The 22932-nt window shown below is 54.6% G+C and carries 19 protein-coding genes; 10 read left to right on the top strand and 9 right to left on the bottom strand.

Features of this window, described 5'->3' with window-relative positions; genetic code table 11:
* Positions 1–33 precede the first annotated feature (33 nt).
* Positions 34–1299 (bottom strand): DUF1479 domain-containing protein, encoded by a 1266-nt coding sequence (locus J4685_RS09730; RefSeq protein WP_000210971.1) that lies wholly within the window; start codon positions 1297–1299, stop codon positions 34–36.
* A 261-nt stretch (positions 1300–1560) separates the two neighbouring features.
* On the opposite strand from J4685_RS09730, the gene J4685_RS09725 reads away from it, so the two are divergent.
* The gene (locus J4685_RS09725) at positions 1561–2370 is read left to right on the top strand and encodes a Cof-type HAD-IIB family hydrolase (protein WP_000217910.1); all 810 of its coding nucleotides are present in this window, start codon (positions 1561–1563) and stop codon (positions 2368–2370) included.
* A 77-nt stretch (positions 2371–2447) separates the two neighbouring features.
* On the opposite strand, the gene J4685_RS09720 is transcribed toward J4685_RS09725, so the two are convergent.
* The 4 genes from J4685_RS09720 to moeA form a co-directional block, all read right to left on the bottom strand.
* A complete protein-coding gene (locus J4685_RS09720) occupies positions 2448–4880 on the bottom strand; it encodes a glycyl radical protein (protein WP_000192669.1) in 2433 nt (810 codons plus the stop codon).
* A 5-nt stretch (positions 4881–4885) separates the two neighbouring features.
* Positions 4886–5785, bottom strand: coding sequence for a glycyl-radical enzyme activating protein (locus tag J4685_RS09715; RefSeq protein WP_000576945.1), 900 nt, complete (start codon positions 5783–5785; stop codon positions 4886–4888).
* Positions 5786–6062: 277 nt separating this feature from the next.
* Positions 6063–6812, bottom strand: a complete 750-nt coding sequence (gene moeB / locus J4685_RS09710) for a molybdopterin-synthase adenylyltransferase MoeB (RefSeq protein WP_000829280.1) — start codon at positions 6810–6812, stop codon at positions 6063–6065.
* Positions 6812–8047: a molybdopterin molybdotransferase MoeA gene (gene moeA, locus J4685_RS09705; protein ID WP_000395792.1), complete on the bottom strand. Its 1236-nt coding sequence runs from the start codon at positions 8045–8047 to the stop codon at positions 6812–6814. Before moeA ends, moeB begins: the two co-directional genes overlap by 1 nt.
* 203 nt (positions 8048–8250) lie before the next feature.
* Between moeA and iaaA the strand changes: the two genes are divergently transcribed.
* The 5 genes from iaaA to gsiD are packed head-to-tail and all read left to right on the top strand — an operon-like array spanning position 8251 to position 14540.
* Positions 8251–9192 (top strand): beta-aspartyl-peptidase, encoded by a 942-nt coding sequence (gene iaaA / locus J4685_RS09700; RefSeq protein ID WP_001030507.1) that lies wholly within the window; start codon positions 8251–8253, stop codon positions 9190–9192.
* Between the two features lie 10 nt (positions 9193–9202).
* A complete protein-coding gene (gene gsiA / locus J4685_RS09695) occupies positions 9203–11074 on the top strand; it encodes a glutathione ABC transporter ATP-binding protein GsiA (protein ID WP_001120574.1) in 1872 nt (623 codons plus the stop codon).
* Between the two features lie 32 nt (positions 11075–11106).
* Complete coding sequence (gsiB, locus tag J4685_RS09690) at positions 11107–12645, top strand: glutathione ABC transporter substrate-binding protein GsiB (protein ID WP_000191431.1); 1539 nt, start codon at positions 11107–11109, stop codon at positions 12643–12645.
* A gap of 60 nt (positions 12646–12705) precedes the next feature.
* Positions 12706–13626: a glutathione ABC transporter permease GsiC gene (gsiC, locus tag J4685_RS09685; RefSeq protein WP_000936067.1), complete on the top strand. Its 921-nt coding sequence runs from the start codon at positions 12706–12708 to the stop codon at positions 13624–13626.
* Positions 13627–13628: 2 nt separating this feature from the next.
* Positions 13629–14540, top strand: a complete 912-nt coding sequence (gsiD, locus tag J4685_RS09680; RefSeq protein WP_001236024.1) for a glutathione ABC transporter permease GsiD — start codon at positions 13629–13631, stop codon at positions 14538–14540.
* A 90-nt stretch (positions 14541–14630) separates the two neighbouring features.
* On the opposite strand, the gene rimO is transcribed toward gsiD, so the two are convergent.
* On the bottom strand, positions 14631–15956 hold the full coding sequence (rimO, locus tag J4685_RS09675; protein WP_000073317.1) for a 30S ribosomal protein S12 methylthiotransferase RimO: 1326 nt from the start codon (positions 15954–15956) through the stop codon (positions 14631–14633).
* Positions 15957–16186: 230 nt separating this feature from the next.
* Here rimO and bssR point away from each other — a divergent pair, with 230 nt between their 5' ends.
* Entirely contained in the window at positions 16187–16570 is a 384-nt protein-coding gene (bssR, locus tag J4685_RS09670; protein WP_000259651.1) for a biofilm formation regulator BssR, read from the top strand.
* 117 nt (positions 16571–16687) lie between these two features.
* Positions 16688–17821, top strand: a complete 1134-nt coding sequence (locus J4685_RS09665) for a PQQ-dependent sugar dehydrogenase (protein WP_001252733.1) — start codon at positions 16688–16690, stop codon at positions 17819–17821.
* On the opposite strand, the gene J4685_RS09660 is transcribed toward J4685_RS09665, so the two are convergent.
* Positions 17818–18444, bottom strand: a complete 627-nt coding sequence (locus tag J4685_RS09660; protein ID WP_000631907.1) for a glutathione S-transferase family protein — start codon at positions 18442–18444, stop codon at positions 17818–17820. The two genes, J4685_RS09665 and J4685_RS09660, sit on opposite strands and share 4 nt — an antisense overlap.
* A gap of 243 nt (positions 18445–18687) precedes the next feature.
* Here J4685_RS09660 and dacC point away from each other — a divergent pair, with 243 nt between their 5' ends.
* Positions 18688–19890, top strand: coding sequence for a serine-type D-Ala-D-Ala carboxypeptidase (gene dacC, locus J4685_RS09655; RefSeq protein WP_000195711.1), 1203 nt, complete (start codon positions 18688–18690; stop codon positions 19888–19890).
* Positions 19891–19934: 44 nt separating this feature from the next.
* On the opposite strand, the gene deoR is transcribed toward dacC, so the two are convergent.
* Positions 19935–20693, bottom strand: a complete 759-nt coding sequence (deoR, locus tag J4685_RS09650; protein ID WP_000450106.1) for a DNA-binding transcriptional repressor DeoR — start codon at positions 20691–20693, stop codon at positions 19935–19937.
* A gap of 71 nt (positions 20694–20764) precedes the next feature.
* Complete coding sequence (gene ybjG, locus J4685_RS09645) at positions 20765–21373, bottom strand: undecaprenyl-diphosphate phosphatase (RefSeq protein ID WP_011233093.1); 609 nt, start codon at positions 21371–21373, stop codon at positions 20765–20767.
* A gap of 312 nt (positions 21374–21685) precedes the next feature.
* On the opposite strand from ybjG, the gene J4685_RS09640 reads away from it, so the two are divergent.
* Positions 21686–22918: an MFS transporter gene (locus J4685_RS09640; protein ID WP_001181277.1), complete on the top strand. Its 1233-nt coding sequence runs from the start codon at positions 21686–21688 to the stop codon at positions 22916–22918.
* Positions 22919–22932 lie beyond the last annotated feature (14 nt).

Here is a 22932-nt window from a genome sequence, read left to right as displayed (position 1 = left end):
CACCGCAGGTGAGCGGGCAGGGCGGTACGACCGTCAAACATCTATACCTAATGCCCGTTTACCGTGAATATTCAGATCGCGCAGCGTGAAGCGCCCTTCCCAGGTGGTTTCATAGTCCTCGCGCGGGAAATCGCCCGGTGATGCGCCTGTCTCCAGCGCCGCCTTCACCTTACGCGCATAGGCCAGATTTTTCTCACACATTGGCGCGGCAGGAATGTACATCACATTGCCCCAGCCCTGCTGATTTTCGACGGGGGCGACGGAGTGGATGACATCGCAATGCCACCACACGGAATCCCCGGCTTCCAGCGGCGGAATGCTGGTTAACGCCGCCATCAGTAAAGGATGCCACTGTTCAGAAATCGGCAGCACCCGGCCCGGCGCGACGCCGCATAATTCATCTTCCGGGACATCATCCAGCAGCGGGCGCAGCAGAATATACGCCATCGCCTCCGGGATAGGGACGACATGAAGCAACCCCTGACCGGGCAGCATATCGGAGAGCGCGGTCCAGCCCTGGAAGGTGCGAAATACCGAGCATTTGGTGGTGTTATCCACCGTATACTCTTCAACTTCGGTACGGTGCGCCGCATTCCACGGATCGTACTGCTCGACGTTGCCGTTAAACACGCTGGCGAATACCTGCTGATAGGCTGGCAGCAGCCAGCGTTCCAGCGCGCCGGAGTCGGTATGCGCTCCCAGTCCTTTGGATGTGGTGCCCGGCGGGCGGCGACGGATGCGATCCGGGTAAATGATGCTGATATCCGGATTAAACCATCGCTTGCCGTCGTGCTCTACCTGCCATAGACGGTTGAGGAACGACTGCGCCAGCGCCATCTCTTCACTTTGGCGGGCCTGCATTTGCGCCTGCGACCAGTAGACAGGATAGATTTCAGGCCGGGAGGCGCTCAGCGTACCGAAAAAATTATCCCCCGGTCCTTTATACACCTCGTCAAAATGGTTCTTGTCCAGATAATCGAGCATCGACTGGTCCCATGCCAGCGCCTGTTCGCGTGGAAAATGACCTTTAATCACCGCGCACCCGCGGCGCTTAACCTCGGCGCGGGTGGCATCGCTAATGTTGCCCGTCGCCAGTTCGCTAAAAGGGATAATTGGCCATACCGGCTGTCCCTGCGCCTTCAGATCGTTAATTTCCGCCACCCGGGCTGCTATGGTGGCGCTCAAACGGTCGAACACCGCCTGTACGTCGCCGATTTGCGCGCGTAGCGCCTGCTTCATCTGACGAATGGCCGCTTTTGGGTCGGCGGGCAGCGTTTCGTAGGTAAAAGGAGTCGTCATATCAACCTCACCATCTTTCGTTCGAAAGTAAAATTAGTTACATGTGATACTTTAAGTTAAAATAAGGTTAATGCAAGTTTAAAATATTGCAGGGGCGCACAAGGAGGGAAGCGAGAGGAAAACGTAAGGTGGCCAGGACGCCTTAATGTCTTATGCGGCTATTCCTTTCGTTCAGCCACTTTTCATTCGAAATAAATTTGTGGTTCTGCTCACATTGTTATTAAAATGTTTCTGGTCGCAGTTACAGCCAGGAGCTTAAGTATGACCGTTAACGTTGTCGTTACCGATATGGACGGCACTTTTCTCGACGATGCCAAGCAGTACGATCGTGTACGCTTCATGGCGCAATACCAGGAACTGAAAAAACGTAATATCGAATTTGTGGTCGCCAGCGGTAATCAGTACTATCAGTTGATCTCCTTCTTCCCCGAGCTGAAAGACGAAATTTCCTTCGTCGCAGAAAATGGCGCGCTGGTGTATGAACATGGCAAGCAGTTGTTTCACGGAGAGCTAACCCGGCATGAATCGCGTATTGTGATTGGCGAACTGCTGAAGGATAAGCAGCTTAACTTCGTCGCCTGCGGTCTGAAAAGCGCTTATGTCAGCAAAAACGCTCCCGAGACTTTCGTGGCGCTGATGGCCAAACATTATCACCGCCTGCAGCCGGTAAACGATTATCACGACATTGACGATATCCTGTTTAAGTTCTCCCTGAATTTGCCCGATGAACAAATTCCGCTGGTTATCGACAAACTGCACGTATCTCTGGATGGCATCATGAAGCCCGTCACCAGCGGCTTCGGTTTTATCGACCTGATTATCCCGGGACTGCATAAAGCGAATGGCATCAGTCGTCTGTTAAAGCGCTGGAACAGGTCGCCACAGAATGTCGTCGCCATTGGCGACAGCGGTAATGATGCGGAAATGTTGAAAATGGCGCATTACTCTTTTGCCATGGGCAATGCCGCAGACAATATCAAAGCGCTTTCACGTTATCACACTGATGATAATAACCATCAAGGCGCGCTCAACGTCATTCAGGCCGTGCTTGACGGCACCGATCCCTTCTGATTAACAGGCCTGCGTAGGCCTGTTAAGCGTAGCGCCATCAGGCAGTTCGGACATATTGCCGATGGCGCCTGGGCAAATTACAGCATATTTTCGGTACGGGCGATGATATCGTCCTGCGCGTCCGGCGACAGCGCGGTGAAGAAGGCGGAGTAGCCTGCCACACGCACGACCAGATCGCGGTACTGGTCCGGATGTTTTTTCGCATCCAGCAGCGTTTCGCGTGACACGATGTTGTACTGAATATGCCAGCCTTTATGCACCTCAAAGAACGTCCGTAGCAGAACCATCAGTTTCTGTTTGTCGGATTCGTTTTCCAGCGTCGTTGGGTTCAGTTTCTGATTGAGCAGCACGCCGCCGAGAATGGAACCGGTAGGTAATTTGCCTACGGAACCAATCACCGCCGTCGGGCCGAGATGATCCGTACCCGATGCAGGGCTTGCGCCTTCCGCCAGCGGTGTATGCGCTTTGCGACCATCCGGGGTAGCCATAGTTGCGGCGCCAAATGGCACGTTTGCTGAGATAGAGGACGTACCGGCGTAATAGTTGCCGCCCACAGGGCCACGACCATAGCGCGGGTTATGGTATTGCTTCAGCTCATCAATATAGGTCTGATAAGCGCGCGCCAGCAGGGTATCGACACTGTCATCGTCGTTACCGTACTTCGGCGCGCCGTTAATCAGACGCTGGCGCAGCTGCTCATGGGTCAGCCCGTCAAAGTCATTGGCCAGCGCGGCGGCAAGCTGCTGTTGACCGATAACGCCCTGTTCGAAGACCAGTTTTTTCACGGCGGCGAGGCTGTTACCCAGGTTGGCGATACCGACCTGAAGACCGGATACCCAGTCATATTTAGCGCCGCCTTGCTTGATACTCTTCGCGCGTTCAATACAGTCGTCTACCAGCGCTGAGCAGAGAATATCGTGGACATTCTCTTCCAGCATGGTGTCGACCACATACTCAATTTCGATCGATTTGCGCGTGTAGTAGCGAATTTGGGTATCCCAGGCGGCCATCACTTCGTCAAAATTGTTAAAGTTGCCTGCGGAGAGCGCCTTTTCCTGCGGCAGAAATACCTTACCGCTGGTGGCGTCGCGACCGCCTTCCAGCGCCGCCAGCATGACGCGGGCGAAGTTAATAAAGCTCATGCCGGTGCAGCGATAACCCCATTTCCCGCCGACGGCGGTTTCGATACAGCCGATCGCCGCGTAATCGTAAGCGTCCTGCGGTTCGATCCCCAACTTGATAAATTCCGGGATGACGATTTCATCATTGTTAAACGCCGGCATCCCAAAGCCGCAGCGGATGACCTGGACGCAGGCGTCAAGGAAATCGTTACTCATTCCGGCGTGATAACGCACACTGAGGTTGGGCTGGGTAGAACGCAGACGTCCGCAGGACTCCAGAATGGCGTAAGACAGTGGATTCACTGCGTCCATTGGCTGACCGTTGATGAGATTCTGACCGCCAATGGTGACGTTTTGATACAGCGGGCTGCCCGCGGAAGCTTTAGAGTGCGAACCGGAACGGATCTTGTTTACTTCCAGCAGCTTCAGCCAGCAGCTGTGCAGCAGTTCAATGGCGTGCTCACGATCCAGCGTCTGGTTTAGTTCGACATCGCGACGATAATAGGGGTAAAGATACTGGTCCATACGACCAAATGACACCGAGTGACCGTTAGACTCAATTTGTAGAATCAGTTGGATGAAGTAGCACAATTGCAGTGCTTGCCAGAAGGTCTGCGGCGGTTCGTGAGCGATCACCTCGCAGTTTTCCGCGATGGTGAGTAGCTCTTTACGACGGCTTTCACGGGACTTTTCGCCCGCCATCTGGCGCGCCAGCGCGGCAAAGCGCGTGATGTGCTGGCTTACCGCGTCCAGCACTATATCAATCGCCTTCAGGAACTGCTCGCCATGCAGATCTTCCAGCACGGTCAGGTTGATGCGTGAGCGGCGCTCGGCGACTTTATCGCGCAGGCCATCAAGCCCTTTTTCCAGCAGCAGCGGGAAGTTCACCGCCAGGTGCGCATCGCCGGAAGTCATATTGCCTTCGGCTTTGATAATGCCAGTCGCCAGAAGCCCTTTTTGTTCATCGGTAAACATGCCGTAGCAGCGATCCTGGACGGTTTGACCGCGCCACCACGGACAGACGTCGTGCAGAATACGTTTGTTTTCTTCACTTACGGAAAAACCTGCGCCGGGCCGGTCTGCCAGGTCGTCGATCTCTTTTTCAATCCACGAGACGGTATATTCTGGGAAAATCGGCGCGGCCCGGACTTCACTTGCCTGGTTGCCGACGATCAGTTCATCGTGTTTTATCCAGATAGTGCGTTCCGCCAGGTGATGGGCCAGCGCCAGCGCGCGGCGTACCGGAATCGGTTTATCCAGATGTTGCTGATACATTTCGGTATAATGTTGCGCGCGCTCGGTACAGACCGGCGGTTTCACGATATGTACCAGCGCGGTTTTGTGCGCCTTAATGCGGTCACTGAGCGTGTCCAGTTTCAGTTGGGTCATGATAATTATCCTCGTAGGGTCGCGGTTAAACCTTTTTGGCAGGCGTACTTCTGGGCAAAATCAAGTAACGCCGGCGCATCCAGTGGTTTATCCGGGGCATGATAGGGCTGACTGAGTAAGTGGTATTTATTGATGCCCAGCGTGTGGTAGGGCAGAAAATGAATTTCCCCGACGTGCAGTTCGTCGGCGGCAAAGTCGGTAATGGCTTTAATGGTCTCCTCATCGGCATTAAATCCCTGAATCAGCGGGACGCGAATCACCATTTTTTTGCCCGCGGCGGCGAGTTTCCTGAGATTTTCCAGCACCCGCGAGGCGCTGCCATCGGTCCACTGCTTAAACGGCCCGTCGGCGACGTGTTTCAAATCAGCCAGAAACAGATCGATATAAGGCAGTGAGGGCGCAATGTATTTCCATGGGACATGCAGACAGGTCTCAACCGCTGTATGAATACCGGCGTCATGGCTGGCTTTAAACAGCTCTGCCGCCAGCTCCGGCTGCATAAACGGTTCGCCGCCGGAAAGCGTAAGACCGCCGCCGCTGCGATCGTAAAAAGGTTTATCGCGCAGTACCGTCGCCATGATCTCATCCACGCTTTTTATTTCGCCGCACACGGTTAACGCCTGTGTGGGGCAACAATGCGCCAGGACGGAAAAATGGGCGTCGGTCAGTTTCTCGCGATGGATGAGCAGGCCGTTTAGCGCGCGCTCAATGATGTCCGGCGCGGCTTGCGCGCACAGGTCGCATCCTTCGAGACACAGCCGCGCATCGTATAACAGATCCTGAGCGCGGGCGCGGCTTTCCGGGTTCTGGCACCAGCGACAGCCCAACGAACAGCCTTTGAGAAATACTACGGTACGGATACCGGGGCCATCGTGGGTAGAATAGCGCTGAATATTGAAGATCATAAACGGCCTCTCTTGTTTCATATAAAGATTAAATTACTTTCGAATGAAAGTTATCTTGATGTGCGTCAACGAATGGAGAGGTTCTGACAAAGAGGCGTTAAATGAGGTACAACATCACGGTTTGAGGCTGTGGTATGGCGTTTAAGATGATGCCGCGCTGCTTGAGCCGATCGTCAGTCGGAGCTTGGGTAAGCTGGCTTTGCGTCTGATGGCAGTAATTATCTGTTGATACAGCACGGCCATAAACCGTGCTTCGGTATGTTTATCCGTAAAGTGACTACTGCCCGCAGACCTCACAGCCGGGGTTGCGCATCAACTTCATTTCGCGGAACTGACAGGTCATCGCATCGTACATGACGATTTTTCCGCTGGCAGGTTGACCGTAATGCGCCAGCAGCTTAATGGCCTCCATTGCCTGTAGCGAACCGATCACGCCAATCAGCGGCGCCATCACCCCTGCCTCTACGCAGGTCAGAGCGTTTTCGCCAAACAGACGGCTCAGGCAGCGGTAACAGGGTTCGTTTTCCCGATACGTAAAGACGGTAACTTGTCCTTCCATACGAATGGCCGCGCCGGAGATTAGCGGCACTTTCGCGGTATAGCACCCGGCGTTAAGTTGATTACGTACGCTAACGTTATCAGTACAGTCCAGTACCAGCGAATGCCCGGCAATCAGGCTGGTCATAGCGTCGTCGTCCAGCCGCGCGTTAACGGGCGTAATGGTAATATGCGGGTTGATTCGCGCCAGCGCGTCGCGGGCGGACTCAACCTTTGGCTGCCCGACCGTGGCGTCGCTGTGCAGGGTTTGACGCTGGAGATTGGAAACGGAAACGGTATCAAAATCGAGTAGCGTCAGTTGCCCGACGCCAGCGCCGGCCAGATACTGCGTTGCCGCGCAGCCGAGTCCGCCCAGCCCGACCACTAATACCCGCGCATCTTTTAACGCTTCCTGCCCTTCAAAATCGAAGCCGCGCAGAATAATTTGTCGGTTATAGCGCAGCATCTCCTGGTCGCTAAGTTCCGCCATTACAGGCCTCCGAACAGAGCATTAAACGGCTCGACTTCCACCCATTCTCCCGGCTCAACATTGCCGCGTTCACGCTCCAGCACAATAAAGCAGTTGCCCAGACTAAACGAGCTGAAAATATGTGAGCCCTGGTGTCCGGTGGTCGTGACCTCCAGTTCGCCGTTGGCGCTACGTTGCAGGATGCCGCGCTGGAAATCGAGACGCCCTGGCGTTTTCTTCAGGCGAGATGTTGTGCGTACACGCTGGCGCGGCGGTACAGCGCTTGCCGTATTGCCGCCAAGCTTCGCCAGTAAGGGCTGAACCAGTTGATAAAACGTGAGCGCCGCAGAGACTGGATTCCCCGGCAGGCCACAGAACCAGCTATTACTGAGTTTGCCGAAGGCAAACGGTTTGCCTGGCTTGATAGCCAGCTTCCAGAAGGCGATTTCGCCCAGCTCCTCAAGGATGGTTTTGGTATAGTCCGCTTCACCAACCGAGACGCCGCCGGAGCTTATCACTACATCGGCCTGGCTGTCGGCGTCGATAAATGCGGCGCGAAGCTTACCGGGATCGTCAGGAATAATGCCTAAATTGATCACTTCGCAGCCAAGCTGTTGCAGCATCAAATGTATAGTTAGACGGTTAGTGTCATAAATTTGTCCCGCCTCCAGCGGCTGGCCCGGAAGCTGGAGCTCGTCGCCGGTCGAGAACAGCGCTACGCGTACTTTACGTACAACCTGCGCATCGGCAATTCCCAGCGACGCCAGCACCGGCAGTTCGGCAGTAGTCAGGCGCGTACCGGCCGGAAAGACCACCGCATCCTGGCGAATATCCTCGCCGCGGCGGCGGATGTTTTGTCCGCAACGAACATCGGCGGTAAAACGCACGCCGTCATCGGTTTGTTCCGTCTGCTCTTGCATGACTACCGCCTCGCAACCTGCCGGTACCGGGGCGCCGGTCATAATGCGAATGCAGGTTCCCGCAGGCCACTCTCCCTGGTAGGGCTGACCGGCAAATGCTTTGCCGGCGACGGGCAGCGGCTTATCGGCGGACAAATCCGCCACGCGTACCGCATAACCATCCATAGCTGAATTATCAAAGCCGGGGACATCGAGGGGAGAAACGATATCGGTCGCCAGGATGCGGCCAAAGCAGTTCACCAGCGGCAACGTTTCTACAGCGGTGAGCGGGGTTATACGTGAAAGCATCTGGGTCAGCGCCGTTTCAAGCGGCATTAATCCGGCGGAAAATTCCATGAACATACTCCTGCGAGGCAAAATCGAATCCGGCTATTATGTCAGAAAACAGAGGCGGGCAGTATGCTACCTCGGTCTTAGAGACGGCCTTGCGCCTTTACATACCTTACGCATCTTTCTATATTCAAAAATCGAATGAATAACTCACAACAATTCTGATAGTTATAGTAAAAGTTGTGTGCCACCGTTAATGGACCCTAAAAATGAATAAAGCAGTGATTGCGATTCACGGCGGCGCAGGCGCGATTGCTCGCGCGCAAATGAGCCATGAGCAGGAGCTACGCTATATCCAGGCGCTGTCAGAGATTGTCGAAAGCGGGCAAAAGATGCTGGAAGCGGGTGACAGCGCGCTTGATGTAGTGACGGAAGCGGTGCGCCTGCTGGAAACGTGTCCGCTCTTCAATGCGGGTATCGGCGCGGTCTATACCCGAGACGGAACTCATGAACTGGATGCCTGCGTGATGGACGGCAATACCCTGAAAGCCGGAGCCGTCGCGGGCGTGAGTCATGTTCGCCATCCTGTGCTCGCCGCCAGACTGGTGATGGAGCGCAGCCCGCATGTACTCATGGTGGGGGAAGGGGCGGAAAATTTTGCCTTTTCACAGGGGATGGCGCGCGTTTCGCCGGATATCTTTTCCACCCCGGCGCGTTACGAGCAATTGCTGGCGGCGCGTGCGGCGGGTGAAATGGCGCTCGATCACAGCGGCGCGCCGCTGGACGAAACGAAAAAAATGGGTACAGTCGGCGCAGTGGCGCGGGATAAATTCGGCAATCTGGCGGCGGCAACGTCTACCGGCGGGATGACCAATAAATTGCCCGGGCGCGTCGGCGACAGCCCGCTGGTCGGCGCCGGGTGTTATGCCAACAACGCCAGCGTCGCCGTTTCCTGTACCGGAACGGGAGAGGTCTTTATTCGCACGCTCGCGGCTTACGATATCGCCGCATTGATGGAATATGGCGGACTCAGCCTTGCCGACGCCTGCGAGCGCGTGGTGATGGAAAAATTACCGGCGCTGGGCGGCAGCGGTGGATTAATCGCCGTTGATCACGAAGGTAATGTCGCGTTGCCGTTTAACAGCGAAGGGATGTATCGCGCCTGGGGATATGCCGGGGATACGCCGACCACAGGAATTTACCGGGAATAAGGAGCCGCAGGTGCCGCACAGCGATGAACTGGATAGCCGCGATGTTCTGTCCGTCAGTGGCCTGAATATCGCGTTTCACCACGAAGGGCAACAGATAGACGCCGTGCGTAATGTGTCATTACGCCTGAAGCGTGGAGAGACTCTGGCGATTGTCGGCGAGTCGGGCTCGGGAAAATCGGTGACGGCGCTGGCGTTAATGCGGCTGATTGAGCAGTCGGGCGCGAACGTGCGCTGCGGCGAAATGCTGTTGCGTCGGCGTAATCGCCAGGTGATTGAGCTGTCTGAGCAGAGTGACGCGCAGATGCGGCGTGTGCGCGGCGCGGATATCGCCATGATTTTCCAGGAGCCAATGACCTCGCTCAACCCGGTATTTACCGTTGGCGAGCAAATTGCCGAATCTATTCGTTTGCATCAGGGCGCCAGCCACGAAGAGGCGCTGGCGGAAGCGAAACGTATGCTCGATCAGGTACGGATCCCGGAGTCGCAGGCGATTTTATCGCGTTATCCGCATCAGCTTTCCGGCGGGATGCGCCAGCGAGTCATGATCGCGATGGCGCTATCCTGTCGTCCGGCGGTATTGATTGCCGATGAACCCACCACGGCGCTGGATGTCACTATCCAGGCGCAAATTCTGCAACTTATCAAAGTGTTGCAGCAAGAGATGTCGATGGGCGTGATTTTTATCACCCACGACATGGGTGTCGTGGCGGATATCGCCGATCGCGTGCTGGTGATGTATCAGGGCGAGGCCGTGGAAACCGGCAGCGTAGAGCAGATTTTCCATGCGCCGACGCATCCTTATACCCAAACGTTACTGGCCGCCGTCCCTCAGCTTGGCGCGATGCGCGGCCACTCGCTGCCACGCCGTTTCCCGTTGATTTCCGCTGACGAACCGGCCCTTTATGAATCGCAGATTGAGCAAGACACGGTGGTGGAAGGCGAACCTATTCTCCAGGTTCGGGGGCTGGTGACGCGATTCCCGCTGCGTAGCGGTCTCTTTAACCGCGTTACGCGTGAAGTTCATGCCGTTGAGAATATCAGTTTCGATCTCTGGCCCGGCGAAACGTTATCGCTGGTGGGCGAGTCCGGTAGCGGAAAATCGACGACCGGACGCGCGTTGCTGCGGTTGGTTGAATCCCGGCAGGGGGAGATTATCTTTAACGGCCAGCGCATTGACTCGCTGTCTGCGGGTAAACTCCAGCCGTTGCGCCGCGATATTCAGTGTATTTTCCAGGACCCTTACGCCTCGCTCGACCCGCGCCAGACCGTGGGGTATTCCATTATGGAACCTTTACGGATTCATGGCCTGGGGCAGGGAGACGCTGCGGCAAAGCGCGTGGCCTGGTTGCTTGAGCGTGTCGGATTACGTCCTGAACATGCCTGGCGTTATCCGCATGAGTTTTCCGGCGGTCAACGTCAGCGCATCTGCATTGCTCGCGCGTTGGCATTGAATCCTAAAGTGATTATTGCCGATGAGGCGGTCTCCGCGCTGGATGTTTCCGTTCGCGGGCAGATCATTAATTTACTGCTCGATTTACAACGGGAAATGGGGATCGCCTACCTGTTTATTTCGCATGATATGGCGGTCGTGGAGCGAATTAGCCATCGCGTGGCGGTGATGTATCTTGGTCAAATTGTTGAGATGGGGCCGCGGCGCGCCGTTTTTGAAAATCCGCAGCATCCTTATACGCGTAAATTGATGGCGGCGGTGCCGGTTGCCGATCCCTCCAGACACCGGCCGCGGCGCGTTCTGCTATCAGATGATATACCCAGCAATATTCATAAACGTGGCGAAGAGACGCCCGCCGTTTCATTACAGTTGGTCGGGCCGGGACATTATGTTGCGCGACCGCTGCAGGATAATGCGCTCTCGCGCTTATAACATTCAGACTGGCAGGGTTTCAGGAGAACAACATGACGCAATTTATTACGCATAAATGGCTGGCGGCGCTGGGACTGGCCTCATCCATTGCGGCTTTTCCGGCCCTGGCGGCCAAAGATGTGGTGGTGGCGGTAGGGTCTAATTTCACCACGCTCGATCCGTATGACGCCAACGATACGCTCTCGCAGGCGGTGGCGAAGTCATTTTATCAAGGTCTGTTTGGCCTGGATAAAGACATGAAGGTAAAAAACGTCCTGGCGGAAGGCTATACCGTTTCTGATGACGGTCTGACCTACACCATTACCCTACGGCAGGGGGTGAAATTTCAGGACGGCGCGGATTTTGATGCGGCGGCGGTGAAAGCGAATCTCGATCGCGCCAGCAATCCGGATAACCACCTCAAGCGTTATAACCTGTATAAAAATATCGCAAAAACGGAGGTTGTCGACCCGGTAACGGTAAAAATTACCCTGAAACAGCCGTTCTCCGCTTTCATTAATATTCTGGCGCACCCGGCGACGGCGATGATCTCGCCGCAAGCGCTGGAAAAATATGGCAAGGATATTGGTTTTCATCCGGTCGGTACCGGTCCATACCAGCTTGAAACCTGGAATCAGACCGACTTTGTCAAAGTGAAAAAGTTCTCCGGTTACTGGCAGCAGGGCTTACCCAAGCTGGATTCTATTACCTGGCGTCCGGTTACTGACAACAATACCCGCGCGGCGATGCTGCAAACCGGCGAAGCGCAATTTGCTTTTCCTATCCCTTATGAGCAGGCCGCGTTACTGGCGAAAAATAAAAACCTCGAACTGGTCGCCAGCCCGTCCATTATGCAGCGTTATATCAGTATGAATGTGACGCAGAAGCCGTTTGATAATCCTAAGGTGCGTGAGGCGTTGAATTACGCTATCAATCGTCAGGCGCTGGTTAAAGTGGCGTTTGCCGGATACGCCACGCCGGCGACGGGCGTGGTGCCGCCGTCGATAGCCTATGCGCAAAGCTATCAGCCGTGGCCCTATGATCCGGCTAAAGCGCGCGAACTGTTGAAAGAGGCGGGGTATCCAGACGGTTTCAGTACCACGCTGTGGTCATCGCATAACCATAGCACCGCGCAAAAAGTGTTGCAGTTTACCCAACAGCAACTGGCGCAGATTGGCATTAAAGCCCGGATAACCGCGATGGACGCCGGCCAGCGCGCCGCGGAAGTTGAGGGCAAAGGGCAAAAAGAGAGCGGCGTGCGAATGTTCTATACCGGCTGGTCGGCGTCGACGGGCGAAGCTGACTGGGCGTTATCGCCGCTCTTCGCATCACAAAACTGGCCGCCGACGCAGTTTAATACCGCTCTTTACAGCAACAAGCAGGTCGACAGCGATTTGGCGGCGGCCTTAAAAACCAACGATCCGCAGGAGAAAACACGATTGTACAAAGAGGCGCAGGATATTATCTGGAAAGAGTCGCCCTGGATACCGTTGGTGGTGGAGAAATTGGTTTCTGCGCACAGTAAAAATTTGACCGGTTTCTGGATTATGCCGGATACCGGTTTCAGCTTTGACGATGCGGATTTGAAGTAAGTAATGCGATGGGGCTGGATGGCGCGCGCGTTGTCCGCCATCCGGTAAAAGGTTCGTGTGATGCTTAACTATGTTCTCAAGCGCCTGCTGGGATTAATTCCTACGCTGTTGATTGTGGCAGTGTTGGTGTTTTTATTTGTTCATTTGTTGCCCGGCGACCCGGCGCGGCTGATAGCCGGACCGGAAGCCGACGCGCAGGTGATCGCGCTGGTTCGTCAGCAGTTGGGACTTGATCAGCCGCTTCATGTCCAGTTTTGGCGTTACATCACCCATGTTTTACAAGGCGATTTCGGGACGTCAATGGTTTCCCGCCGCCCGGTTTCTGAGGAGATCGCCAGCCGCTTTTTGCCGACGCTGTGGCTGACGATAACCAGTATGATATGGGCGGTGCTGTTTGGCATGGCGATCGGCATCGCCGCCGCCGTGTGGCGTAATCGCTGGCCTGACCGGTTAGGAATGACGCTTGCCGTGACCGGCATTTCTTTTCCGGCTTTTGCGCTGGGAATGTTGTTAATGCAGATTTTTTCCGTGGATCTGGGCTGGCTACCGACCGTGGGGGCGGATAGCTGGCAACATTATATTTTACCCTCCCTGACGCTTGGCGCGGCGGTGGCATCCGTCATGGCGCGTTTTACGCGCTCCTCGTTTGTCGATGTGCTGAGCGAGGATTACATGAGGACCGCGCGGGCGAAAGGCGTCAGTGAAACATGGGTGGTGTTAAAACATGGCCTGCGCAATGCAATGATCCCGGTCGTCACCATGATGGGACTGCAATTTGGCTTTCTGCTTGGCGGATCGATCGTCGTCGAAAAAGTGTTTAACTGGCCGGGGCTTGGGCGGTTACTGGTCGACTCCGTCGACATGCGCGACTACCCCGTGATTCAGGCGGAAGTGCTGCTGTTTTCTCTGGAATTTATTCTTATCAACTTAGTGGTGGATGTCCTCTATGCCGCCATTAATCCGGCTATCAGGTATAAGTAAGGATGCGATTATTTAACTGGCGCCGTCAGGCGATTTTACATGCTATGCCGGTGGTAAAACCCGACCAGATACGCACGCCGTGGCGGGAGTTCTGGCGTCGTTTTCGCCGCCAGCATGTCGCGTTGGTCGCCGGGGGATTCGTACTGGCGTTAATTCTGGTGGCGATTTTTGCCCGTTGGCTGACGCCCTACGATGCGGAAAACTATTTTGACTACGATAGCCTGAACAATGGCCCCTCTTTGCAGCACTGGTTTGGCGTTGACTCGCTGGGAAGAGACATCTTTAGCCGGGTTCTCGTTGGGGCGCAGATCTCACTGGCGGCGGGCGTGTTCGCGGTATTTATCGGCGCGATAATCGGCACGGTGTTGGGATTGCTGGCAGGATATTATGAAGGCTGGTGGGATCGTTTCATTATGCGCATTTGCGATGTGCTGTTCGCCTTCCCCGGCATTTTGCTGGCGATTGCCGTTGTGGCGGTGTTAGGCAGCGGTATTGCTAATGTGATCGTTGCGGTGGCGATTTTCTCTATTCCGGCGTTTGCACGTCTGGTGCGCGGAAATACCCTGGTCTTAAAACAGCAGACGTTTATTGAGTCTGCCCGCAGTATCGGCGCCAGCGACACGACGATTTTGTTTAGCCATATCTTGCCGGGAACGGTCTCGTCAATTGTGGTTTTCTTTACGATGCGTATCGGTACGTCAATTATTTCCGCGGCAAGCCTGTCATTTCTCGGATTAGGCGCGCAGCCGCCAACGCCGGAGTGGGGAGCGATGCTCAATGAAGCGCGGGCGGATATGGTCATCGCGCCGCACGTAGCGCTCTTCCCGGCGGTGGCGATTTTCCTGACTGTGCTGGCGTTTAACCTGTTAGGCGACGGGTTGCGCGATGCGCTGGACCCGAAGATTAAGGGGTAAGCCAGCCCGGTGGCGTTGACGCCTGGCGGGCCTGGAACGGGCTCGCCAGGCGGGATAACACATCCGGCACCCGCGCCGGGTGAGGTGGCGTTAAACCCGGCTGCCCCACAAATCATATTCGTCGGCGTTTTCCACTTTCACGCGCACGATATCGCCCGGCTTGACGTTGGTTTCGCCGTTCAAATAGACCGCGCCGTCAATTTCCGGCGCATCCGCCATGCTACGCCCGATAGCGCCTTCTTCGTCAACCTCATCGACGATCACCAGAATTTCGCGGCCCACTTTTTCCTGCAAGCGCTCAGCGGAGATTTGTTGTTGCAGTTGCATAAAGCGGTTCCAGCGCTCTTCTTTCACCTCTTCCGGCACCTGATCCGGCAGCTCATTCGCGCCTGCGCCTTCCACCGGGCTGTACTTGAAGCAGCCTACACGATCGAGGCGCGCCTCTTTCAGGAAGTCGAGCAGCATCTGGAAGTCTTCTTCCGTTTCGCCGGGGAAGCCGACAATAAAGGTGGAGCGTAAGGTCAGTTCCGGGCAGATTTCGCGCCACTGCTTAATGCGCGCCAGCTGGCGGTCAACGGAACCAGGACGTTTCATCAGTTTAAGAATCCGCGGGCTGGCATGTTGCAGCGGAATGTCCAGATAAGGCAGGATTTTGCCTTCCGCCATTAGCGGAATCACATCATCAACGTGTGGGTAGGGGTAGACGTAGTGCAGACGTGTCCAGACGCCCAGTTTTGATAACTGTTCGCACAGGCTCACCATACTGGTTTTCACCGGTTCGCCATTATGGAATCCGGTGCGGTGCTTCACATCTACGCCGTAGGCGGAGGTATCTTGCGAAATCACCAGAATCTCTTTGACCCCGGCATCAACCAGACGTTTCGCTTCGCTTAATACGTCGCCAATCGGACGGCTGACCAGATCCCCGCGCATCGACGGGATGATGCAGAACGTGCAGCGGTGATTACAGCCTTCAGAAATTTTCAGATACGCATAATGGCGCGGCGTCAGTTTTACACCCTGTTCCGGTACGAGGCTTAAAAATGGATTGTGCTTCGGCTTCGGTACGTAATGATGTACGTGCTGCAGAACTTGCTCATAGCTATGCGGCCCGGTGATTTCCAGTACTTTCGGATGCACTTCGCGGATCTGATCTTCTTTTGCGCCCAGGCAGCCGGTGACGATTACCTTACCGTTTTCGTTCAGCGCTTCGCCAATGGCTTCCAGTGACTCTTGTACCGCGCTGTCAATAAAGCCACAGGTATTAACGATAACCATATCCGCATCGTCATAGCGTGGCACAACGTCATAGCCTTCGGTACGCAGCTCAGTCAGGATGCGTTCCGAATCAACGAGGTTTTTCGGACAGCCCAGGGAAACGAAGCCGATCTTTGGCTGGTGGGTTACATTACTCATAGCTTAAAAAGTGTTCATTTATTGGAATGGTCAGGGCAGGGATTCTACAGATATCCGAACAAAAATTGTATCGCAATCTCATCGGGAGCGGCGGCATCAACCGTTGTGGTTGTCAGCAAAAGGTGAAAAAGGGCAATTCTAAGAAAATTCTTGATCTCTGACACCCCTTTGTCTAAAAAACGACCATACTATTAAGTTGAACCCTGGTAGAAAAGAGGAGGAAAAAAGGTATGGTCGTTGACAGACTGAGAACCGATCTTCTCAACAAGCTGATAAACGCGCGTATCGATCTTGCCGCTTATCTGCAATTGCGAAAAGCGAAGGGGTATATGTCAGTCAGCGAAAGTGACACTCTGCGTGACAATTTTTTTGAACTGAATCGCGAGCTCCACGATCACGCTTTACGGCAGGGACTGCATCTCGATCAGGAAGAGTGGAACGCGCTGCGCCGTGCCGAAGGCGCGCTTGCAGCCGCCGCCGTTTGTTTAATGAGCGGACACCATGATTGTCCGACCTTTATTGCCGTCAACGCAGATAAACTTGAAAACTGTCTGACAACTTTGACGCTGAGTATTCAGAGTCTGAAAGCACATTCACCGCTTACACAGGTCTGAATAAGGGGGAGGCGACTCCCCCTTTTTACCGGACCGCGCCGCTTAATGTTTTGTAAAAATAAACCGACCTCTTGCGATGCTGACTACGCTTTAACGCAGAGCCCTGAAGGAGGCGGTATGCGTCGAATACTTCTCGCGATAGTTTCATTCTCTCTTTTCTCTTCATGGGCGAACGCCAATCTTGCGCCGGTGAACGTTGAGGTGCTGCAAACCCGACTCGATCACCCGTGGTCGCTGGCTTTTTTGCCGGATAACCGTGGGATGCTCATTACCCTGAAAGGGGGACAACTGCGCCACTGGCAGACGGGGAAGGGACTTTCCGATCCGCTGGCTGGCGTACCGAAAGTGTGGGCAAACGGGCAGGGAGGTTTGCTGGACGTCGTGCTAGCGCCTGACTTTGCCCAGTCGCGCCGCGTCTGGCTGAGCTATGCTGAAGCTGACCGCGAAGGAAACGCCGGTACGGCAGTCGGTTTTGGACGGCTGAGCGACGATCTTCAGCGTCTGGAGCATTTTCGTACCGTGTTTCGCCAGATGCCTAAGCTGTCTACCGGCAACCATTTCGGCGGACGTATGGTATTCGATGCGCAAGGGTTTCTTTTTATTGCCCTGGGTGAAAATAACCAGCGCGCTACCGCGCAGGATTTGGATAAATTACAGGGTAAGCTGGTGCGCCTGACCGGGCAGGGCGAAATTCCGCCGAATAATCCGTTTGTGCATCAGGCGGGCGCGCGTCCGGAAATCTGGTCTTACGGTATTCGTAATCCGCAGGGGCTGGCCATCAATCCCTGGAGCGGCGCGCTATGGCTGCATGAACACGGTCCGCGCGGCGGCGATGAAATTAACATCCCGGAAAAAGGCAAAAATTATGGCTGGCCGCTGGCCACATGGGGCGTCAACTATAGTGGTCTGAAAGTGCCGGAAGCCAAAGGTGAAATTGTCGAGGGAACGGAGCAACCGGTTTACTACTGGAAGGATTCTCCGGCGATCAGCGGGATGGCTTTTTATGCCAGCGACGTTTTTGCGCCGTGGCGGCACAAACTGTTTATCGGCGCGCTAAAAGATAAAGAGGTCATTGTGATGCGCGTCGATGGCAATACGGTGACGGAAGAAGGCCGTATTCTGGGTGACAGAAAGCAGCGTATTCGGGATGTGCGTGTCGGACCTGACGGCTACTTATATGTGTTAACCGATGAGTCCGACGGGCAGTTACTCAAGGTAAGTCCTTCACTTGAGGCCGCGGCTACGCGTTAGGTCACCGGGATCATCACCACTTTGCGAAAAGCAGGGCGCTCGGTAAGCTGTTGATACCAGCGCTCCAGATTCGGGCGCGGCGTCCATTTCAGACCCACGTTCAACAGGTTATAGACGAAAGGCGCAATAGCGATATCGCCGGTGCCAAAGTTATCCCCGGAGAACCACGGCTGGTGGGCCAGCGCATCATCAAGCAGCGCAAACAGGCTGTCACACTTTTCGATACCGGCTTCAATTGCCGCCTGGTCGCGTTTTTCCGGCGGGGTTCTGACCAGTCCCATCAGGATCACGCGGTGCGCCGGGCTTAACGTTTGATTCGCCCAGTCCATCCATTTTTCGCCCTCCGCACGCCGCGCCGGATTATCAACCCATAGCCGGTTCTGGCCGTATTGCGCCGCCAGATAGCGGACAATGGCATTGGATTCCCACAATAGCAGGTCGGTTTCATCATCTTTAAGCAGCGGCACCAGCCCATTAGGATTCATCGCCAGATAGTCGGCATCCTGGTTAACGCCGAATTTTCCGCCTGCCAGAATTTGATCGTATGGCAGTTCCAGCTCTTCAAGCGTCCACAACACTTTTTTAACATTAGTCGAGTTGTTCCGGCCCCACAGCGTAATCATATTAACCCCTTCTGTTTTATCAGGATGATGACAGTAATCGGCCTACCGTGAGATAAACCTAACATTTACACAATGGTCTGTAAAAAAATCGTTATGAAGGAAGCGTAACGGGATGTTATTGCATAAACTTTAAAAACTTTACCAAGTTACGGTTTCTTTAACGTCGTGAGTGCGTTATTACTCACCGCACTTATTACACGGTGGTGTGACGTGTGTTTTTGGAATGGATACTCGGGTGGTACTATGACGCAATACGCTTCTTCCCTTCGTAGCCTCGCGGCAGGTTCGGTTCTCTTATTCCTTTTCGCTTCGCCTGTAAAGGCAGAAGAACAAACGATCGCGCCGCCGGGTGTTGATGCGCGAGCCTGGATCTTAATGGATTACGCCAGCGGTAAAGTACTGGCGGAAGGCAACGCCGATGAGAAACTCGACCCTGCCAGTTTGACAAAAATTATGACCAGCTACGTGGTGGGCCAGGCGCTGAAGGCAGGGAAAATCAAGCTGACCGATATGGTGACGGTGGGCAAGGATGCCTGGGCGACGGGGAACCCGGCGCTACGTGGGTCGTCGGTGATGTTTCTGAAGCCAGGCGATCAGGTGTCGGTTGCGGATCTTAATAAAGGCATCATCATTCAGTCAGGTAATGATGCCTGTATCGCGCTTGCCGACTACGTCGCCGGAAGCCAGGAGTCCTTTATCGGCCTGATGAACGCCTATGCGAAACGACTGGGGTTAACCAATACAACCTTCCAGACGGTACACGGTCTTGATGCGCCAGGGCAGTTCAGTACCGCTCGCGATATGGCGTTGCTCGGCAAGGCCTTGATTCACGATGTGCCTGACGAATACGCCATTCATAAAGAGAAAGAATTTACTTTTAATAATATTCGTCAACCGAACCGCAACCGCCTGTTGTGGAGCACCAATCTGCATGTCGACGGCATGAAAACGGGGACAACGGCTGGCGCTGGATATAACCTTGTCGCCTCCGCCACCCAGGGCGATATGCGCCTGATCTCTGTCGTGCTGGGGGCGAAAACGGACCGTATTCGTTTTAATGAGTCAGAAAAACTGTTGACCTGGGGTTTCCGTTTCTTTGAAACGGTCACGCCGATTAAACCTGACGCGACATTCGTGACGCAACGGGTCTGGTTTGGCGATAAGCGTGAGGTCAATTTGGGGGCGGGCGATGCGGGGTCTGTGACGATTCCGCGTGGGCAGCTTAAAAACCTGAAGGCCAGCTTTACGTTGAACGAACCACAGCTCACGGCGCCGTTGAAGAAAGGGCAGGTTGTCGGCACCATCGATTTCCAGCTTAACGGAAAATCCATTGAGCAACGCCCGTTAATAGTGATGGAAAACGTCGAGGAGGGGGGATTTTTCAGCCGGATGTGGGATTTTGTGCTGATGAAACTCCATCAGTGGTTTGGCAGTTGGTTCTCGTAAAATAACTCCGTTGCCGGGTGCGCGTCGCATCCGGCTACGGGCGGTTAATACATCAGAGTAATTTGTTGCGCTTTAGCGTAGGCCACAAAGGCCTCATCGGGACGGCGGTCGCTGATAATCGTATCAAAGCGTGATAATTCCCCCATCCGCGCCGGACGTACCTTGCCGAATTTACTGTGATCCACCACCAGTACATGGCTCTGTGCCATTGTCATGGCCCAATGTTTTACCGGCAGCTCTTCCAGATTAAAGCAGGTAGCGCCTTTACTGGTATGAACGCCGGCGGCGGAATAAAACGCGATATCCGGACAAATATTGTTTAACGTTTCATGGAAATCAAGCGGTTTGAAAATGGCGTTGCTGGCGTGAAACTCCCCGCCGCTGAGGATGGCGCGGCAATGGGGTTTGTCCTGCAGCGCCAGAAAGGTATTAAGTGAATAGCACACCGCTGTAAAGGGAAGGTCATTATCAATGGCTTCAATGATCCACGGCGTGGTGGTGCCACAGTCAATAAATACCGTCTGATGCGCTTGTACCAGGCCCGCAGCCAACTGAGCGGCTCGGCGTTTTTCTTCCACCAGACGAGATTTTTGATCGCTTAACAGATAATGGCTGGCGCTGCGGGGCTCCAGTACGATATAGCCGCCCAGCAATACGACAGGCGCGCTTTTATGGTTCAGGTCGCGACGAATGGTCATTTCAGAGACGCCCAACAGGGTCGCGGCTTCTTTAAGATGAAGTTTATCGCTGCGTTTTAAGGCCTGCAGCAATTGACCAATACGCTCGTCGCGTCGCGTTTCCATAGTTCCCCTGGAGAGTTAAATAAGCGCTCCGCACCATACAGAGCGCTTAATATTACTCTTTTTTTCGCTATTTAGTCACGTACCCAGCCTTTTCGAATGGGCAATGCGAAACAGAAACGGTAACAACGTTGCAGCGCCTGGTAGAGCGGCGCGCCGTACCATTGCCAGATCAGCTGTGCGCTCAGGCAGCCAAGCATCGCTACCAGCAGCGCGCCAATCATATCTAACGGCCAGTGTACGCCGAGATAGACGCGCGACCAGGCGATGGTCATGGCTATCGCCATCATCACGATGCCTGACCAGAGGCGGTGCCAGAACAAAAACGCCAGCGCAAAGGTAAAAATCACCGTACTGTGATCGCTGGGGAACGAGTCATCGGCGGCATGATGCAGGAAGTTATAGCCGATATGATCGACAAACGGACGGTCGTGCGGGAAAAGGTGTCCCATTGTCCAGGAGACCGCCAGACTGATAATCAGCGCGATGCCGATTTTAACGATCAGCTGACGCTGGGCGCAGACCCGATCGCGGGGACCCCACAGCCAGAGTACCACGGCTAAGAGCGGGACGATGTTGATGACATCTTTGGCGATAAAGATAGCGAGCGAAATCGTCCACTGCGCGGAATCAGGCGTGGCGTTAATAAAATAAAACAGCGAGTTGTTAAGGTTTTCCAGCATAACATCCAGGCTCGGAGCAATGAAATCAAAAGGGATAGCCAGCTCATCCCCGTGCAAACTGAGCATAAATGCAGCGTAACAGAGAGGAAAAGCAGTATTGTCTTATTTGGCGGCAACATGAAGAGATTTAAGACAATGGCATAAAATAATGTCGATGATAACGGCGCAAACTTAAATTAACCTTAAAGTACGCAAGCGCTAAGCGGCTTTCTGTAAAAATGTGCGCTATTTCCCTTGCAGCCTCATAATTCGCTATCTCAGTTCCCCGACTTTCATTACACTCTGCGCGGTTTTTATTGGCGAAGAGATGGTATGCAGAATCGTTTACAATCAGGCGGCAGGCTGGGACGTCAGGCGCTGCTTTTTCCTCTCTGTCTGGTGCTGTACGAGTTTTCTACTTATATTGGCAACGACATGATCCAGCCGGGTATGCTGGCGGTGGTTGAGCAGTATCAGGCGGGCCTGGACTGGGTTCCGACGTCCATGACCGCTTATCTGGCGGGCGGTATGTTCTTACAGTGGCTGCTTGGCCCGTTGTCTGACCGGATTGGCCGTCGTCCCGTGATGCTGGCGGGCGTCGTGTGGTTTATTGTCACCTGCCTGGCGACGTTACTGGCGAAAAACATCGAACAATTTACATTCCTGCGTTTTTTGCAAGGGATTAGCCTGTGTTTTATCGGCGCTGTAGGGTATGCCGCGATTCAGGAATCCTTTGAGGAAGCGGTGTGTATAAAAATTACCGCGCTGATGGCGAACGTGGCGTTAATCGCGCCGCTACTGGGACCACTGGTTGGGGCTGCATGGGTGCATGTTCTGCCGTGGGAGGGGATGTTTATTTTATTTGCCGCACTGGCCGCTATCGCCTTTTTCGGGCTACAGTGCGCAATGCCGGAGACCGCCACGCGGCGGGGCGAAACGCTGTCATTTAAGGCGCTGGGCCGGGATTATCGGCTGGTGATAAAAAACCGGCGGTTCGTCGCAGGGGCGTTAGCGCTGGGATTTGTCAGCCTGCCACTGTTGGCCTGGATTGCGCAGTCGCCGATTATCATCATTAGCGGCGAACAGCTCAGCAGCTATGAATATGGTCTGCTGCAGGTGCCCGTTTTTGGCGCGCTCATTGCCGGTAATCTGGTGTTGGCGCGTTTAACCTCCCGACGTACGGTTCGCTCGCTGATCGTGATGGGCGGCTGGCCTATCGTCGCGGGGCTGATCATCGCCGCGGCGGCGACGGTGGTTTCATCCCATGCTTATTTATGGATGACGGCGGGATTAAGCGTATACGCTTTTGGCATTGGGCTGGCGAATGCCGGACTGGTGCGTCTGACGCTCTTTTCCAGCGATATGAGTAAAGGAACGGTCTCGGCGGCGATGGGAATGCTACAAATGCTGATTTTTACCGTTGGCATTGAAGTAAGTAAACACGCCTGGTTAAGTGGCGGCAATGGGCTATTTAGCCTGTTTAATCTGGCAAACGGTATTCTTTGGCTACTGCTGATGCTGGTCTTCTTAAAAGATAAGCGGACGGGGAATTTGCAAACAGTCTGAGAGAGCGGCTACGC

The organism is Salmonella sp. 32100201201700099SM, from assembly GCF_017572645.1.
Classification (GTDB): Bacteria; Pseudomonadota; Gammaproteobacteria; order Enterobacterales; family Enterobacteriaceae; genus Salmonella; species Salmonella enterica.
The sequence above is the reverse complement of the archived record's forward strand: the minus strand, read 5'-3'. Positions and strand labels throughout refer to the sequence as shown.

Coding starts and splice junctions, on each gene's coding strand:
- J4685_RS09720 (WP_000192669.1), bottom strand. CDS start 4,880: ATGACCCAACTGAAACTGGACACGCTCAGTGACCGCATTAAGGCGCAC.
- J4685_RS09730 (WP_000210971.1), bottom strand. CDS start 1,299: ATGACGACTCCTTTTACCTACGAAACGCTGCCCGCCGACCCAAAAGCG.
- deoR (WP_000450106.1), bottom strand. CDS start 20,693: ATGGAAACGCGACGCGACGAGCGTATTGGTCAATTGCTGCAGGCCTTA.
- J4685_RS09640 (WP_001181277.1), top strand. CDS start 21,686: ATGCAGAATCGTTTACAATCAGGCGGCAGGCTGGGACGTCAGGCGCTG.
- ybjG (WP_011233093.1), bottom strand. CDS start 21,373: ATGCTGGAAAACCTTAACAACTCGCTGTTTTATTTTATTAACGCCACG.
- gsiC (WP_000936067.1), top strand. CDS start 12,706: ATGCTTAACTATGTTCTCAAGCGCCTGCTGGGATTAATTCCTACGCTG.
- dacC (WP_000195711.1), top strand. CDS start 18,688: ATGACGCAATACGCTTCTTCCCTTCGTAGCCTCGCGGCAGGTTCGGTT.
- J4685_RS09660 (WP_000631907.1), bottom strand. CDS start 18,444: ATGATTACGCTGTGGGGCCGGAACAACTCGACTAATGTTAAAAAAGTG.
- bssR (WP_000259651.1), top strand. CDS start 16,187: ATGGTCGTTGACAGACTGAGAACCGATCTTCTCAACAAGCTGATAAAC.
- gsiD (WP_001236024.1), top strand. CDS start 13,629: ATGCGATTATTTAACTGGCGCCGTCAGGCGATTTTACATGCTATGCCG.
- iaaA (WP_001030507.1), top strand. CDS start 8,251: ATGAATAAAGCAGTGATTGCGATTCACGGCGGCGCAGGCGCGATTGCT.
- moeB (WP_000829280.1), bottom strand. CDS start 6,812: ATGGCGGAACTTAGCGACCAGGAGATGCTGCGCTATAACCGACAAATT.
- J4685_RS09665 (WP_001252733.1), top strand. CDS start 16,688: ATGCGTCGAATACTTCTCGCGATAGTTTCATTCTCTCTTTTCTCTTCA.
- gsiB (WP_000191431.1), top strand. CDS start 11,107: ATGACGCAATTTATTACGCATAAATGGCTGGCGGCGCTGGGACTGGCC.
- moeA (WP_000395792.1), bottom strand. CDS start 8,047: ATGGAATTTTCCGCCGGATTAATGCCGCTTGAAACGGCGCTGACCCAG.
- J4685_RS09715 (WP_000576945.1), bottom strand. CDS start 5,785: ATGATCTTCAATATTCAGCGCTATTCTACCCACGATGGCCCCGGTATC.
- rimO (WP_000073317.1), bottom strand. CDS start 15,956: ATGAGTAATGTAACCCACCAGCCAAAGATCGGCTTCGTTTCCCTGGGC.
- J4685_RS09725 (WP_000217910.1), top strand. CDS start 1,561: ATGACCGTTAACGTTGTCGTTACCGATATGGACGGCACTTTTCTCGAC.